At 72.4% G+C, this 15090-nt stretch carries 13 protein-coding genes; 7 read left to right on the forward strand and 6 right to left on the reverse strand.

Annotated features, from left to right (window positions below):
• From BIU98_RS03425 to BIU98_RS03435, 3 genes are all read left to right on the forward strand, one after another.
• Window positions 1-1137 carry a glycosyltransferase family 1 protein gene (locus tag BIU98_RS03425; protein WP_083392931.1) on the forward strand — a complete coding sequence of 379 codons (1137 nt, stop codon included), beginning with the start codon at window positions 1-3 and terminating at the stop codon, window positions 1135-1137.
• Window positions 1134-1991: a glycosyltransferase family 2 protein gene (locus BIU98_RS03430; RefSeq protein WP_071271485.1), complete on the forward strand. Its 858-nt coding sequence runs from the start codon at window positions 1134-1136 to the stop codon at window positions 1989-1991. Before BIU98_RS03425 ends, BIU98_RS03430 begins: the two co-directional genes overlap by 4 nt.
• A 78-nt stretch (window positions 1992-2069) precedes the next feature.
• Window positions 2070-3194, forward strand: coding sequence for a glycosyltransferase family 2 protein (locus BIU98_RS03435; protein WP_071271488.1), 1125 nt, complete (start codon window positions 2070-2072; stop codon window positions 3192-3194).
• A gap of 35 nt (window positions 3195-3229) precedes the next feature.
• Here BIU98_RS03435 and BIU98_RS03440 read toward each other — a convergent pair whose 3' ends face one another.
• From BIU98_RS03440 to BIU98_RS03455, 4 genes are read right to left on the reverse strand one after another with little or no spacing between them, the layout of a single operon-like run.
• Entirely contained in the window at window positions 3230-5140 is a 1911-nt protein-coding gene (locus BIU98_RS03440) for a glycosyltransferase (protein WP_071271491.1), read from the reverse strand.
• A 2-nt stretch (window positions 5141-5142) separates the two neighbouring features.
• Complete coding sequence (gene rfbA, locus BIU98_RS03445) at window positions 5143-6006, reverse strand: glucose-1-phosphate thymidylyltransferase RfbA (protein WP_071271494.1); 864 nt, start codon at window positions 6004-6006, stop codon at window positions 5143-5145.
• On the reverse strand, window positions 6003-6626 hold the full coding sequence (locus BIU98_RS03450) for a dTDP-4-dehydrorhamnose 3,5-epimerase family protein (RefSeq protein ID WP_071271497.1): 624 nt from the start codon (window positions 6624-6626) through the stop codon (window positions 6003-6005). Before BIU98_RS03450 ends, rfbA begins: the two co-directional genes overlap by 4 nt.
• 53 nt (window positions 6627-6679) lie before the next feature.
• The gene (locus BIU98_RS03455) at window positions 6680-7792 is read right to left on the reverse strand and encodes a glycosyltransferase (RefSeq protein WP_071271500.1); all 1113 of its coding nucleotides are present in this window, start codon (window positions 7790-7792) and stop codon (window positions 6680-6682) included.
• A 130-nt stretch (window positions 7793-7922) separates the two neighbouring features.
• Between BIU98_RS03455 and BIU98_RS03460 the strand changes: the two genes are divergently transcribed.
• From BIU98_RS03460 to rfbD, 4 genes are all read left to right on the forward strand, one after another.
• On the forward strand, window positions 7923-8864 hold the full coding sequence (locus BIU98_RS03460) for a glycosyltransferase family 2 protein (protein WP_071271503.1): 942 nt from the start codon (window positions 7923-7925) through the stop codon (window positions 8862-8864).
• Window positions 8865-8883: 19 nt separating this feature from the next.
• Window positions 8884-10440, forward strand: a complete 1557-nt coding sequence (locus BIU98_RS03465) for a glycosyltransferase family 39 protein (RefSeq protein WP_139200541.1) — start codon at window positions 8884-8886, stop codon at window positions 10438-10440.
• Between the two features lie 121 nt (window positions 10441-10561).
• On the forward strand, window positions 10562-11548 hold the full coding sequence (gene rfbB, locus BIU98_RS03470) for a dTDP-glucose 4,6-dehydratase (RefSeq protein ID WP_071271509.1): 987 nt from the start codon (window positions 10562-10564) through the stop codon (window positions 11546-11548).
• A 10-nt stretch (window positions 11549-11558) separates the two neighbouring features.
• Window positions 11559-12410: a dTDP-4-dehydrorhamnose reductase gene (gene rfbD / locus BIU98_RS03475; protein ID WP_071271512.1), complete on the forward strand. Its 852-nt coding sequence runs from the start codon at window positions 11559-11561 to the stop codon at window positions 12408-12410.
• Between the two features lie 67 nt (window positions 12411-12477).
• On the opposite strand, the gene BIU98_RS03480 is transcribed toward rfbD, so the two are convergent.
• Together BIU98_RS03480 and BIU98_RS03485 are read right to left on the reverse strand one after the other, a co-directional pair.
• A complete protein-coding gene (locus BIU98_RS03480; protein WP_071271515.1) occupies window positions 12478-13401 on the reverse strand; it encodes a pentapeptide repeat-containing protein in 924 nt (307 codons plus the stop codon).
• On the reverse strand, window positions 13398-14960 hold the full coding sequence (locus tag BIU98_RS03485; RefSeq protein WP_139200542.1) for a hypothetical protein: 1563 nt from the start codon (window positions 14958-14960) through the stop codon (window positions 13398-13400). Before BIU98_RS03485 ends, BIU98_RS03480 begins: the two co-directional genes overlap by 4 nt.
• Between the last annotated feature and the right edge of the window lie 130 nt (window positions 14961-15090).

Genomic DNA, 15090 nt, shown 5'->3' on the forward strand with positions numbered 1-15090 from the left:
GTGCGGGCACTCCCCGTGCTCGTCGACGCGACGTCCGTGCCGCCGAACCGCGGCGGCGTCGCCCGCTACATCGCCGGGCTGCTCGACGGGCTCGCGGCGCTCGACGTCCGCGTCGACGTGGTCGTGAAGCCCGCCGACCTCGCGTGGCTCCGTGACACCGCGCCGACGCACCGGTACCACCCGGCGCCCACGTGGACGTCGTCACGGCCGCTGCGCCTGGTGTGGGAGCAGCTCGGCCTGCCCGGCATGCTGCGCCGCGTCGGGGCGGACGTCCTGCACAGCCCGCACTACACGTTCCCGGTGCTGCACGCGGCACGCACGGTGGTCACCCTGCACGACGCCACCTTCTTCTCCGACCCCGGCGCACACTCTGCGCTGAAGGTCCGGTTCTTCCGCGCGTGGACCCGCCTGGCACGGCGTCTCGCCCGGGCGACGATCGCCCCGAGCGCCGCCACGGTCGCCGAGCTCGACCGCCTGGCCGGTCGTCCCCGACGTCCCACGGTGGTCGCGCACCTCGGCGTGGACCGTGGGGTCTTCCACCCGCCGACCGACGACGAGCTCCGCGCCTTCCGCGCCGCGCACGGCATGGCCGACGGCGACGACTGGATCGCGTTCCTCGGCACCGTCGAGCCGCGCAAGCGCCTCCCCGAGCTCATCGCCGCCCACACCGCGCTGACCGCCGCCGAGCCGGCCACACCGCCGCTGCTCGTCGCGGGCGGCTTCGGTTGGGACGACACCGCCAGGGCACTGCTCGAGCGCGCGGGCGACCACCCCGGGGCGCCGCTCCGGTACCTCGGCTACCTGCCGCTCGAGGAGCTCCGCGCCTTCCTCGGCGGCTCCCGCGCCGTCGTCTACCCGAGCATCGCCGAGGGCTTCGGCCTGCCCGTGCTCGAGGCCATGGCCTCCGGTGCCGACGTCCTGACGACCGACCGCCTGGCGATCCCCGAGGTCGGCGGCGACACCGTGACCTACACCGACCCGGACGCCGTCCCGATCCAGGACGCCCTCGCCACGATGCTCGCCGACGAGCCGGCCGCACGTGCCGCGCGCGCCGACCGCATCGCCCGTGCCGGACGACGCGCGGCGGGGTTCACCTGGGCTGCCTGCGCCGAGCGGCACGTCGAGGTCTACGCATGACCGGCACGCGGGAGGACCGCACCGCGATCGTCACGGTCTCGTACAACTCCGACGACGTCCTGCCGCCGTTCCTGGCGTCGACCGCCCGCGCGAGCGACGACGACGTCGAGGTGGTCGTCGCCGACAACGACTCCGCGAGCGCGGCGCACCTCCGCGAGGTCACCGAGGCGGCGGGCGCCCGCTTCGTGGCGGTCGGCGCGAACCTCGGCTACGGCGGCGCCGTCAACCGGGCCGTCGCCACGCTCGACCCCGACGTCCGGTGGGTGCTCGTGTCGAACCCGGACGTCGTGCTCGAACCGAACGCCCTCGACCGGATGCTCGACACCGCCAGGGCCGACCCGACGATCGGTGCCGTCGGTCCGAAGCTGCTCGAGCCGAACGGCGACGTCTACCCCTCCGCACGCCTGCTGCCGTCGCTCCGCACGGGACTCGGCCACGCCGTGTTCGCCAACGTGTGGCAGGGCAACCCCTGGACGAAGCGCTACCGGCAGGACGGCGACCACTCCGCTCGACGCGACGCGGGCTGGCTGTCCGGTGCCTGCGTGCTCGTCCGTCGCGACGTCCTCGACCGGCTCGGCGGCTTCGACGAGGGGTACTTCATGTACTTCGAGGACGTCGACCTCGGCTGGCGGATCGGCCGCCTCGGCCTGCGCAACGTGTACGAGCCCGCGGCGACGGCGACCCACGTGGGCGGCACGGCGACGCAGGGGTCCTCGGAGCGGATGCGGCGCGCCCACCACGAGAGCGCGTACCGCTTCCTGGCGCAGAAGTACTCGGCGTGGTGGCTCTGGCCGCTCCGGGTGGCCCTCCGGGCGGCACTGGCGATCCGCGCCCGCGCCACCCACACCCGCTGACCCGGTAGCCTCGCAGCGAACCCGAACCGCGCACGAACCCGAACCCGTCTCTCCCCTCCCCGACCCGGAGCGCAGCACATGATCCTCGCCGTCACCCTGATGGTCCGCGACGAAGCGGACGTCCTCCCTGCCTGGCTCGACCACCACGTGGCGCAGGGGTTCGACGTCTTCGTGATCACCGACAACGGCTCCGTCGACGGCACCGCCGAGCTGCTCGCCGCCTTCGCCGCGCGCACGGACGTCACGGTCGACCTCCGCCATGACCCGGTGCACCGCAAGCAGCAGGGCACCGTCGTCACCGGCATGGCCCGCGACGCCGCGGCCGTGCACCACGCCGACTGGGTCGTCAACGCCGACGCCGACGAGTTCGTCCTGCCGGTGGACCGCTCGCTCACCGTCCGCCAGGTCTTCGAACGGCTCGACCCGGTCATCGGTGCGTTCTTCGTGCCGGTCGTCAACCTGACCGGGCGGATGGCGCGGTCAGGGGCCGGCATCGAGCGGCTGCACTGGCGTGACGAGCGCACGGCGGACGAGCTCCGCGACGCCGGTCTCGCCGCGCCGCCGACGCCGAACACCGTGCACGTCGGCGACCCCGGGGTCACCGTCGTCCAGGGCAACCACCGCGCGAGCGTCGCGAACGGCGCGCCCGTGCCCGAGGAGCTCGCGCTCGAGGTCCTGCACCTGCCGTGGCGCTCGTGGAAGCAGTACGAGCACCGCGTCGAGGTCAGCGGGCGGGCCTACGAGGCGAACCCCGAGCTCACCCCGAGCCCACGTCACCACGGCATGACCGACTACCGCCGTCTGCGCGAGGGGCTCCTGCAGGCGGTGTTCTCCCTGCGCTTCGTCACGGACGACGAGGCCGCGGTCGGGTCTTTCACGCGTGACGACGGCATCGCAGAGGTGCTACGCCGGGCCGGCTCGACGGCACTCGACGGCGAGGCCGACCCCCTGGTCGCTCCGGCCGAGGTCCGCCGACTCCAGACCGTCGGGCGTGCGGTGGTCGCCCGCGACCGTCGCATCGAGGCCCTCGAGGACGCCGTCCGCGCGGGCGAGGCGACGGCGGACACCCTGCGGTCGACGGTGCAGTTCGAGCGCGACCGGGCCGAGGGCTTCCGGCGCGAGGCCGAGGCGCAGCGGAACCGTCGCGTCGTGCAGCTCGCGGACCGCGCGGCCGCCCTGGCACGCCGGCTCCGCAGCCGCTGAGCCCTGGATCAGTCCGAGCAGCACCCGCGGTACCGTCAGCGCCGCGCGCGCTCCCGCCGCACCGCGTCGAGCAGCGTCTCCGCCCGTCGCAGGAACGCGTGCTCCGCGCCGATCCGGGCCCCGCGCGCCGCACGGTCCGCCTCGGACGCCGACTCCCCCAGCCGGACCAGCTCGCGCAGCTCCTCGACGCTGCCGTACGGCCGCACCGCGCCGTGGAACAGCTCCGCGACGCCCGGCACCGGGTCGGTGACGACCAGGGCGCCGGACGCCGCCGCGTCGAACAGCCGGTTCGACACGAAGCCGTCCCGTGCCATGTCGTCCCAGTGGTCGTTGAGGACCACCCGCGCGCTGCGGTAGAGCGCCGGCAGCTGGTCGTTCGGCACGAACACGCCGCGGTGGACGCCGTCGGGGAGCAGGGACTCCCATCCCTCGCCCCACACGGCGAGGTCGACACCGGCGTCGAAGGCGTCGCGCACGACGGGCCGGAACACCCGCCGGGTCTTGCCCACGAACGCGGTGTCGAGGTCCGGGAAGGCCGGGTCGACCGGCCCCGGGTGGAACCGTGCGGGGTCCGTCGCCTGCAGCAGCGGTTCGACGCCGAGTCCGGTCTCCGCCGTCACCCGCGTCGCCCAGACCGGCCCCGCTGCGAAGCGCAGGTCGTACCGCGCGAGCTCAGCAGCGGTCACGAGGTCGGGGTGCGAGATCACCCAGAGGACGTTGGTGGCGGTGGGGTGCACCGGGGTGTCGTCGAGGCCGCGGAGCGTCAGCGCGACGTCGTCCAGGTGCTCGGAGAACGGGCGCACGTGGGACTCACGGTGGTCGACCACGACGTCCTGGCCGAGGGAGCGGAGCGCCGCGGCGAGGTCGCGCGCGAAGAACGTGTCGCCCCAGTCGTCCCCGCGGGGGCCCGGGTGAGCAGCGATCCGGACGGACCAGCGGAGCCGGTCGCCGCGGTCGACGGTGCGGAGCCACTCCGCCCGGACGACCGGCTCGCGGAGCGCGACGGGTGCGCCGACCGGGTCCGCCGCCGGGACGCCGGGTTCCAGTCCCAGCCGGGCGAGGGTCGTGACGACGGTGTCGTCGGCCCGGTCCCGCCACACCGTGAGCGCGTCGGCGGCGTGCGTGTCGTAGCGCCGTTCGCGCAGTACCGACGTCCGGTACACGCGACCGAGTGGCAGCACGACGCAGTCCCCACCGCCGGCATCCGCGGAGTCGCGGGTCAGGCGGGCGACCGCGGTGCGGGTGTCGACGGTGACGACGGGCACCGCGAGCGCGGCGGTGCGGACGGCGAAGCAGGGCTCGTCGGCGGCGAAGACGCGCGCTCCGTCGAGCGGCTCGACGTCCTCGTACGGGTGTCCGCGGAGCAGCGACGCGACCGGGGCGGTCCCGCGGACCAGCACCGCGCCGGCACTGGCGACCACGTCGTCACCGGTCCGGACGACGGGCAGGGCGACCACTGCCTCCCGGCGGTCCTGGTCGCCATCGTCTGATCGGACGACGGCTGCCGCCAATCGGAGGAGGGCATCCTCCGACAGGAGGATGCCGGCGTCCTGCACGACGACGACCGCCGACCGCAGCCGCGGGCGAGCGGCGGCGACCGCGCCGCCCCACGTGGCGGCGACGGTGGCCCGGGCCACGTCGTGGTCGTCCCCCGCGACGACCGGCGGGTACGTGCTCTGCGGGCCGGCGTGCACGTCGTACGGGCTCACGACCACGACACGGGCGCCGGCGACGCGGGCTGCGCGCACCAGCGGCAGGTGAGCGCCGGTGCGGAAGGCGGCTTCGGCCACGGTCACGACGACGTCGAAGCCGTCCGCGTCCGGTCGCGGGGCTTCCGTCACCAGCGACGTGTCGACCGGGAGGCTCGGCGCGGCTCCGGCGGACCGGTCCGGCCCGTCCGTGGTCGCGGAGGTACCGGGCCAGCCGAGCAGGCGACGGAACGCCACGGTCAGCTGCGGAGCAGGTTCTGCAGGTAGACGCCGTAGCCGCTCTTGGCGAGCGGGGCGGCGAGGTCGGCGAGTGCGGCGTCGTCGATCCAGCCGTTACGCCAGGCGATCTCCTCGATGCAGCCGATCTTGTGACCCTGACGGTCCTCGATCACCTTGACGTACTCGGAGGCCTGCATCATCGACTCGAACGTGCCGGTGTCGAGCCACGCGGTGCCGCGGTCGAGGACCTCGACGCCGAGGGTGCCGGCCTCGAGGTAGCGCTCGTTGACGGTGGAGATCTCGAGCTCGCCGCGGGCGCTCGGCTCGATGGTCTTGGCGATCTGCACGACGTCGTTGTCGTAGAAGTACAGCCCGGGCACCGCGTAGTTCGACTTCGGGTGGGCCGGCTTCTCCTCGATGGAGACCGCGGTGAAGTCGTCGTCGAACTCGACGACGCCGTACGCCTTCGGGTCGGCCACGTGGTACGCGAAGATCGTCGCGCCCTGCACCGTGGTGTTCTTCTGCAGGCTGGTGCCGAGGCCCGTGCCGTGGAAGATGTTGTCGCCGAGGACCAGCGCCACGCTGTCGTCGCCGATGAAGTCCTCACCGATCACGAACGCCTGGGCCAGGCCGTCGGGGCTCGGCTGCACGGCGTACTCGATCGTCATGCCGAGGGCCGAACCGTCGCCGAGGAGGGCCCGGAACTGGTCGTTGTACTCGGGGGTCGTGATGACGAGGACCTCGCGGATGCCGGCCATCATCAGCGTCGACAGCGGGTAGTACACCATCGGCTTGTCGTAGATCGGCATCAGCTGCTTCGAGATGCCCTTGGTGATCGGCCAGAGGCGCGTGCCGGAACCGCCGGCGAGGATGATGCCCTTCATGCGGCGCTCCCCTGCGGCTTCGTGCGGAGCGACTCGGTGTAGGCGAGGCACTCCTCGTACGTCGGCAGGAGACCCTGCTCGGCGGCCTGCTCGAGGGTCGGGGCGCTGGTGTCCTTCTCGGACAGCACGGGCTCGCCGATGCCGTCGGGCAGCTGCAGGCCCACGGTGGGGTCGAGGATGCTGATCCCCTTCTCGCGCTGGGGGTCGTAGTGGGCGCTGACGAGGTAGTTCACGGTGGAGGCGTCCTCGAGCGCGACGATCGCGTGGCCGAGGCCCTCGGACAGGTACACCGCACGGCGGTCGACGTCGTCGATGCGGACCGAGTCCCACTGGCCGAAGGTCGGCGACCCGACGCGGATGTCGACGATGTAGTCGATGAACGCGCCGCGCACGGCGGTGACGTACTTCGCCTGGCTCGGGGCGACGAGGGCGTAGTGGATCCCGCGGGCGACGCCCTTGGCGGAGATCGACATGTTCACCTGGCGGAGGTCGAGCGGGTGCCCGACCGTGTCCTCGAGCACGTCGGCGCGGTAGGCCTCGAGGAAAGCGCCTCTGGCGTCGCCGTGCTGGACGGGGGTGAACTCCCACGCGCCTTGGATCTTCAGTTCGCGGATCTGCACCGGAGCAGCGTAGCAAGCCGGCCGGTGATGTCCACGACGCCCGGCCGTCGTGCTCAGGTCAGCCCGAGGGCCGCCCGCCACGCGCGTTCGCCGGGCTCGTCGCGGCCCTCGGCGACCACCCGCTCGGCCAGCACGTGGGCCTGGGCGCGGCGGACCCGCTCCTCGGGGTCGTGGAAGGCCGTGCGCAGTGCCGACCGCCAGGCGTCGGTGCCGTCGGCGGCGAGGAGGCCGCCGTGCGCGTCCACGCCCGCGTACGACGGCCGGTCGGACCCGACGAAGGGCAGCCCGAGCATCGAGTACTCCAGGAACTTCAGGTCGCTCTTGGCGTCGTTGAAGCGGTCGTCCGTCAGGGGCGCGACCCCGGCCGACCAGCGGTGCGCGTGCTCACGCAGGAACGCGACGAACTGCGGGTAGTGCGTGGCGCCCTCCGGCAGCGCGAGTCGGTCGTACCAGGCGTCGGCGTCGTCCTGCGTCACCCCGACGACCTCGAGCCGCACGGCCCGGCCGTCGTCGTCCACGAAGCCGTCGAACACCTCGCGGAGCAGGTCGAGGTCGCCGCCGTGCGTGGCGCTGCCCATGTAGAGGACACGGCGCGGGCCGTCCGGCGCGGGCACGACGGGCTCGTGCGCCCAGAGTCCGGGCTGCACGCCGTTCGGCACCACGACCGCCTCGATCCCCTGCGCGGCGAGGACCGCGCGCAGCGGCTCGGTCGAGACGACGACTGCGTCGGCGCCACGCACCAGGCGGTGCACGGCGGCGAGCCGGTCGGGGTCGTACTCGGCGCGGGCCAGGCGGTCGCGGGCCTCGGCGGTGAAGAAGTCGTCGTCGACCTCGGCCACGATCCGGGTCCCCTCCGCTGCCGCTCGGGCGAAGGCGGCGTCGAGCGACCCGAGCGGGAAGGCGTCCCGCTGCACCAGGATCGCGTCGAGGTGGGCCGTGTCCGAGCCGTCGGCCCAGCGCACCGGGTCGACCTGGGCGACGCGCGCGGCACCGGACGCGGCGAGCGCCGACATCCGTCCGGTGACCCGGATGTGCGCGGACGCCGGGTGCACCCCGCCCGCTCCGTGGACGACGAAGCCCACGAGCGGAGGGGGTGTCGAGGGGGTCTGCGGCTGCGGCGCGCCCCGGCCGAGCAGGCGGGCGACGGTCGACCGGAGAGGAGCCATGCCCTCATCGTGGCACGGACCGAGGAACACTCTGCATACACTGGGACGTCCGTGTGCCCGTCAGAGCGCCGGGTGCCGCGTGCCCGGGCCGGAACCCACCGGCCGACCAACCCAGGGAACCCACCGCCTCGTGAAACTGTTCGTCCAGATCCCCTGCCTCAACGAAGAGGAGACGCTGCCTGCGGTCCTCGAGACGATCCCGCGGTCGATCCCGGGCATCGACGAGATCCAGATCCTCATCATCGACGACGGTTCCACGGACCGGACGGTCGAGGTCGCGAAGGCCCACGGGGTGACGCACTTCGTCCGGCACACCACGAACATGGGCCTCGCCCGGTCCTTCCGCGACGGCGTCGACTACGCGCTGCTGCACGGCGCCGACATCGTCGTGAACACCGACGGGGACAACCAGTACCCGCAGGCGCACATCACCGAGCTCGTGCAGCCGATCATCACCGGCGACGCGGACATCGTGATCGGCGACCGGCAGACCCGGACGATCGAGCACTTCTCCGGGTTCAAGAAGGTCATGCAGCGGTTCGGCTCCTGGGTGGCCAGCCGCGCGGCGGGCCTGGACCTGCCCGACGCGGCCAGCGGCTTCCGCGCGTACTCGAAGTACTCGCTCATCCGGCTGAACATCGTCACCCGCTTCAGCTACTGCATGGAGACCATCGTGCAGGCCGGCTACAAGCGCCTGGCGATCGCGAGCATCCCGATCACCACGAACGCGAAGACCCGCGAGTCGCGGCTGTTCAAGAACATCTGGCAGCACATGTTCCAGTCCGGCTCGGCGATCGCCCGCGTGTACCTGATGTACCGGCCGATGGCGCTGTTCGCCTGGGTCAGTGCGGTCTTCGGGATCGCCGGGCTCATCCCGTTCGTGCGCTACCTGGTGCTGCTGTGGACGGACAGCGGCGGGAACCACCTGCAGTCGCTCATCCTCGGCATGGTCCTGATGATCAGCGCCCTGCTCTCCATCACCATCGGCGTGGTGGCGGACCTGACCCGGTTGAACCGCACCCTGGCAGAGGAACAGCTCGACCTGCAGAAGCTCGCCAGGTACGGCGACTGACCCTGCTACGGTGACCGGCATGCCGGCGCCTGCACCACCCGTGGAGGCCGCTCCCGGGCTGCAGCCGGCCGGTGGTCGCACCGACCGGTCGACGGTGCTCGCCGCGGCGGCGGTCGCCGTGTTCGGCCTCCTCGTCACGATGACCGGGTCGTGGGTGCCGTCGGCCTGGGCGGACGAGGGCGCCACGATGAGCGGGGTCCGACGGTCCCTGCCCGAGCTCTGGCGCATGGTGCACCACGTCGACGGCGTGCACGGGGCGTACTACCTGCTGCTGCACCTGTGGTTCGAGGTCGTCCCCTACAGCCCCTTCACCCTGCGGCTGCCGAGTGCGATCGCCGTCGGGCTGGCGGCCGGCCTGACCGTGCTGCTCGTCCAGCGTCTCGCCGGGCCCTGGACCGCCGTCGTCGCGGGCGTCCTCACGTGCTGCGTCCCGCGCCTGCTCTTCGCCGGGACGGAGGGCCGGTCGAGCGCCACGTCCACGCTCGCCGCGGTCGGGCTCACCCTGGTGCTCGTGGTGGCCCTCGACCGGACCCGGGAGCGTCGGCGCACGGCGGTCGCGTGGTGGGTCGGGTACACGGTGATCGCGGTCCTCGCCGGGCTGCTGTTCGTCTACACCGACCTGGTGGTCCTCGCCCACGCGGTGACGATCGGCCTGCTGGTGCTCGGGCGGCACCGACGCGCGGAGGCCCGCGCCGCCCTGTGGTGGGCGGGTGCCGCACTCGTCGCCGGGCTCGTGCTGCTGCCCTTCGTCCGCATGGTGAGCGGCCAGACCGGGCAGCTGTACTGGATGGGGGCGTTCCGCCTCGACGCCGCGCTCGCGCAGCGGGTGTTCGTCGGACAGTGGTTCGGCGGGACCGGCCCGTGGGCGGTCGTCCCGTGGGCCCTCGTGGTCGCCGGGGTGGTCGCCACGCTCGTCGTGCCGCGGCTGCGCGGACGGGTCCCGGCGCTGGCCGTCGCCCTGCCGGTCGTCGTGGTCCCGACGGTGGTGGTCGTCGTCGTGTCCCTGCTCGTCCGTCCCCTCTACGACCCGCGCTACCTCACGTTCTGCAGCCCGTTCGTCGCGGTGCTCGTCGCGCTCGCGCTGACCAGCGTGCCGTGGCGGGTGGTCACGATCGTCGCGCTCGTCGCGCTCGCGGCCCTCGTGACCCCGATCTGGGTCGCCCAGCGGACCCCCACCGCGAAGGACGGCTCCACCTGGGCCGCCGCCGCGCAGGTCCTCACCGACGGCCGGGCCGCCGAGCCGCCGGGCACCAGGGACGCCATCTGGTACGGGCCCTTGCCGCGGCACCCGAACCGGACCACGGAGTTCGTCGCGGCCGCCTACCCGGACGCGTTCGCGGGCATGCGCGACCTCTCGCTCCGCCGCTCGGCCGTGTCGCTCGGACAGCTGTGGGCGGAGCGGTCCGACGTGCGCGACCCGCTGCCGTCCACCGACGACGTCGACAGGATCTGGTTCGTCGGCCAACGCACCGACGACGAACCGCGACTCCTGCAGCGGCAGCTCCGCGCCGCGGGCTGGACGGTCACGCAGCGCTGGTTCACCGGGAAGTTCGTGATCCTGAAGGCGGACCGGTGACGCCTCGGAGCGCCCACACCCCCGGGTCGTCCCGCCGCCGCGCTCCGGTGCCCCGCTAGACTGCTCGCCGACCGTCGTCGGCCCCGAGCCGACCGCCATCGGCCACGAAAGGGCACACAGCGTGAAGATCCTCGTCACCGGAGGAGCCGGCTTCATCGGCTCGAACTTCGTCCGTCGCACCCTGCAGGACGCCTACCCGGGCCTCGAAGGCGCCGAGGTCGTCGTCTACGACGCACTGACCTACTCGGGCAACCTCGAGAACCTCGCGTCGGTGTCGGACTCGCCGCGGTACTCCTTCGTGCAGGGCGACATCCGTGACGCCGCGAAGCTCGACGAGGTCGTCCCGGGCATCGACGCGATCGTGCACTTCGCCGCCGAGTCCCACGTCGACCGCTCGGTCCGTGACTCCGGCATCTTCGTCGAGACGAACGTCGTCGGCACCCAGCGCCTGCTCGACGCCGCGCTCCGCCACGGCACGGAGCGCTTCGTCCACGTCTCCACCGACGAGGTCTACGGCTCCATCGCCGAGGGCTCGTGGGACGAGGAGCGCCCGCTCGAGCCGAACTCGCCGTACTCGGCGTCGAAGGCCGGCAGCGACCTGCTCGCGCGGAGCTACCACCGCACCCACGGGCTGAACCTCTCGATCACGCGCTGCTCGAACAACTACGGGCCGTACCACTTCCCCGAGAAGGTCATCCCGCTGTTCGTCACGAACCTCATCGACGACGGGCACGTGCCGCTGTACGGCGAGGGCGACAACATCCGCGACTGGCTGCACGTCGACGACCACACCCGGGGCATCGCCCTCGTGCTCACCCGCGGCCGCGCCGGCGAGATCTACAACATCGGCGGCGGGACCGAGCTGACGAACAAGGAGCTCACCCAGCTCCTGCTCGACGCCACCGGCAAGGACTGGTCGTACGTCGACCGCGTGGCCGACCGGCTCGGACACGACCTGCGCTACTCGGTGGACATCTCGAAGATCCAGGCCGAGCTCGGCTACGAGCCGCAGGTGCCGTTCGAGCAGGGGCTGGCCGACGTCGTGCAGTGGTACCGCGACAACCGTGCGTGGTGGGAGCCCCTCAAGGAGCGCGCGGCCCTGCGCTGACGCCGACGCCATGACCCGCTACCTGATCACCGGCGCCGCCGGGATGCTGGGCCAGGACCTCCAGCAGGCCCTCGCCGGACGTGACGTGACCGCCCTCTCCCGCGCCGACCTCGACATCACCGACCAGGCGGCCGTCGACGCCGCCGTGGCCGGGCACGACGTCGTGGTCAACGCCGCCGCCTACACGAAGGTGGACGACGCCGAGTCCCACGAGGACGACGCCCACGCCGTGAACGCCCGCGGGCCCGAGGTCCTGGCGACCGCGGCCGTGGCGGCCGGCGCGAAGCTCGTGCAAGTCTCCACCGACTACGTCTTCGACGGCACCGGGACCTCCCCGTACGCCGAGGACGAGCCCACGGTCCCCCTCGGCGCCTACGGGCGGACCAAGGCCGCGGGCGAGGCCGCGGTCCGCGCCGTCGCCCCCGACTCGTCGTACATCGTGCGCGCCGCCTGGCTCTACGGCGCCGGTGGCCCGAACTTCGCGAAGACGATGGTCCGGCTCGCGGGCTCGCACGACACCGTCAGCGTCGTCACGGACCAGGTCGGTCAGCCGACGTGGACCGGGGACCTGGCACGGCAGATCGTCGCGCTCCTCGACGCCGACGCCCCCGCCGGCGTCTACCACGGCACGAACGCCGGGCAGGGTTCCTGGTACGACTTCACGAAGGCGATCTTCGCCGAGGTCGGTCTCGACCCCGAGCGGGTGCTGCCGACCGACAGCGCCGCGTTCGTCCGGCCGGCTCCCCGTCCGGCGTACAGCGTGCTCGGGCACGACGCCTGGTCCCGTGCGGGGCTCGCCCCGATGCGTGACTGGCGCGAGGCACTGCACGCGGCCGTCCAGGCCGGCGTCCTCGCCGCCTGACACCGGCGCACACCACGACGGCGACGAGCCCGGACCGATCGGTCCGGGCTCGTCGCCGTCGTGGTGGTCAGCGTGTGATCGTGATGGTCATCTGCTGCCGGACCTGACGGCCGTTGTCGGCGATGAACTCCAGCGTCCTCGACCCCACCGCCGAGGCCGCCGGGGTCCCGCTGATCTGCTGCGTGTCCGGGTTCCACACGAGCCCCTCCGGAAGGGGTGACGAGAACGCCGTCACGACCGCGGGGAACGGGCTCTCAGCACGGAGCTGCACCATGGCGGTCCGGCCCGCGCGCAGACGGATGACGGACGGCGCGGTGATCTCGGGCGCCTGCTTCAGCTCGATCGTGCGGCCGTAGGAGAGCCGGCTGTCGTAGTTCGCGTCGGTCCCGAGCGAGCACGTGACGACGTTCTGGCCCGGGTAGTACAGGCCCTCGCGGTGCTCGCAGCTGTTGTCCGTGATGCCGGGCTGCGTGCCGGCCGTCAGCGTCACGAGCACGGGGTCGTCGCTGTCGACCCACTCCGAGTACTGGCTGGCCGCGAGGACCGTGCCCTGGACGTCCATGCCGTTGATGCCGGCGTCGGTGAAGTCCGTGTCGTCGAGCTGCGCGTCGGTCAGCTTCGCCTGGGTCAGGTCCGAGTCCGCGAAGGTGGCACCGCGGAGGTCGGCCCCGGACAGGTCCGCACCGTAGAGGATCGCGCCGGAGAGGTCGGCGCCGGAGAGGTCCGCGCCCTTGAGGTCGGCCAGACGCAGGTCACGGCCGGAGAGGTCCTTGCCGGCCAGGTCGTCGCCCGCGCACTCGCTGTGCTCCGACGGCGTCGCGCCCGAGACGATCCGGCACGCCCCGATCTGGGTCGTGCTGGGCGCTGACAGGTACTCGTAGCCGAGCGCGACGACGACGAGCAGCAGCACGACGATCCCGAGGGACCAGTGCCGCCGTCGCAGCCACGGACGCCGTGTCGCGGTCGGGGTGGTGGGCGTCGTCCCGGTCATGCGGCGGCTCCCGTCAGGAACGTCGGCAGGAAGCGCATGGCGAAGGGCGTGAACCAGGCGTCCCCGTGGGCGTAGGTGAAGAAGGCGACCGGCCCGGCGTAGGTGACGAGCACGAACAGCCCGAGCAGGACGGCCGGCACGACGAGCACGCGCCGCCAGCCCGGGGTGATCCGCCCCCACATGGCGATGGCACCGATCACGGCGAAGGCGTAGATGAGCGGCAGGACCGGGATCAGGTACCGGCCGGAGAAGGCGTACTCGTTGTCGAGGCGGATGAACGTGCGCAGGTTGAAGAAGAACATCGCGACGACGTAGCTGCCCGCGACGACCATGCCCCAGACGAACGCCCGCGTGCGGCTGAGCATCCGGACGGAGAGCAGCGTGCCGACCATCGCGAGCACGAGCACCAGCGCGCCGGCGACCTGCACCCAGATGTCGACCTGCCACGCGGTCTCACGTCCGCGGTAGAAGAACATGCTCTGGAAGTAGGCGCTGAGCCAGCTGCCGACGAACTCGAAGACGTCGAAGGGCGTCTGCGGTGCGTTGTTCAGCACGCCCAGGCTGTGTGCCCGTGCGGCCCAGTAGTTCCGTCGGTAGATGTCGAACGACAGGCACTGCTGGTGCGTGTGCAGCTTGGTGCAGTCCGGGTTGAACTGCCCGTAGACGAGCAGGTTGATGCCGGTCCGCTCGAGGAGCACCGCGAACGACACCACGAACAGCAGCGCCCACAGCGACGACGTGAGCGGGTGCTCGACGAAGGCCGCGCGCAGCCGTCGGACCGGGTGCGCGAAGGTCTGCACGCCGTCGCGCTGCACGACGAGGGCCACGGCGACGACGATCGCCACGAGCACGAAGGGCACGAAGGTGTACTTCACGATGATCGCGGCCATGCCGATCACCAGGGCGCGGACCAGGTCCCCGTACGCGGTCGAGCTCGACCGGATCAGGCGGGCGCAGTACAGCAGGCAGAGGAAGTAGAGCGTGTTCGCCGGGGTGTCGTAGGTGACCGCGGCGGCCTGCCACTCGTAGCGGCCGGTGAACGCGAGCAGCAGCACGACGAGCGTGCTGATGGACGCCGAGATGCCGAGGGCGCGGACGAGGCGGTGCACGACGAGCAGTCCGACCGCGGCGATGAGCACGTTCGCGAAGCGCAGGGCCACGACGATGACGCTGTAGGGCGCCCCGAGGTCAAGGAGCGCCTTCACCGGGAAGCTCGCCGCGTAGTAGTAGAAGTAGCTCGGGAAGCGCTCGATCTCCCCCATCGTGAGCAGGTGCGGCGGGGCGTCGGTGATGACCGGTCCGGCCCAGACGCTGCGGCTCGCGTAGTAGAGGATGTTCGCGATGTGCCGGTTCTCGTCGGGCGCGATCGTGCCGCTGTAGGGCACGTGTCCGACGCCGTCGACGACCGGCATGTGGATGACGACCGACAGCACCGCCCCGACCGCGATGAACACCAGGATCCCGACGCGCAGCGTCCATCGGTGTTCGAGGACGATGACGAGGCGGGTGGTGTCGACGAGGCCGCGGAGGCGCCGCGCTGCGACCGGCATGGTGGTCAAGAGTCCCCTTCGTTCGGTGCAAGCGTATCCACTCCGGCGAAACGAGCCGAACTCGGTCGCCGCTCAGCGGGCTCCCCGGAGTCCGACTGGTAGTGTCTGGACCCGTTCGCCGACAGCACCAGGAGCCCCA

Source organism: Curtobacterium sp. MMLR14_010, assembly GCF_001865015.1.
Lineage (GTDB): Bacteria > Actinomycetota > Actinomycetes > Actinomycetales > Microbacteriaceae > Curtobacterium.

Bases quoted from the DNA above. Each gene is read 5' to 3' on its own strand.
- BIU98_RS03430 (WP_071271485.1), top strand. From the start codon at position 1,134: ATGACCGGCACGCGGGAGGACCGCACCGCGATCGTCACGGTCTCGTAC.
- BIU98_RS03435 (WP_071271488.1), top strand. From the start codon at position 2,070: ATGATCCTCGCCGTCACCCTGATGGTCCGCGACGAAGCGGACGTCCTC.
- rfbA (WP_071271494.1), bottom strand. From the start codon at position 6,006: ATGAAGGGCATCATCCTCGCCGGCGGTTCCGGCACGCGCCTCTGGCCG.
- BIU98_RS03455 (WP_071271500.1), bottom strand. From the start codon at position 7,792: ATGGCTCCTCTCCGGTCGACCGTCGCCCGCCTGCTCGGCCGGGGCGCG.
- BIU98_RS03465 (WP_139200541.1), top strand. From the start codon at position 8,884: ATGCCGGCGCCTGCACCACCCGTGGAGGCCGCTCCCGGGCTGCAGCCG.
- rfbD (WP_071271512.1), top strand. From the start codon at position 11,559: ATGACCCGCTACCTGATCACCGGCGCCGCCGGGATGCTGGGCCAGGAC.
- BIU98_RS03480 (WP_071271515.1), bottom strand. From the start codon at position 13,401: ATGACCGGGACGACGCCCACCACCCCGACCGCGACACGGCGTCCGTGG.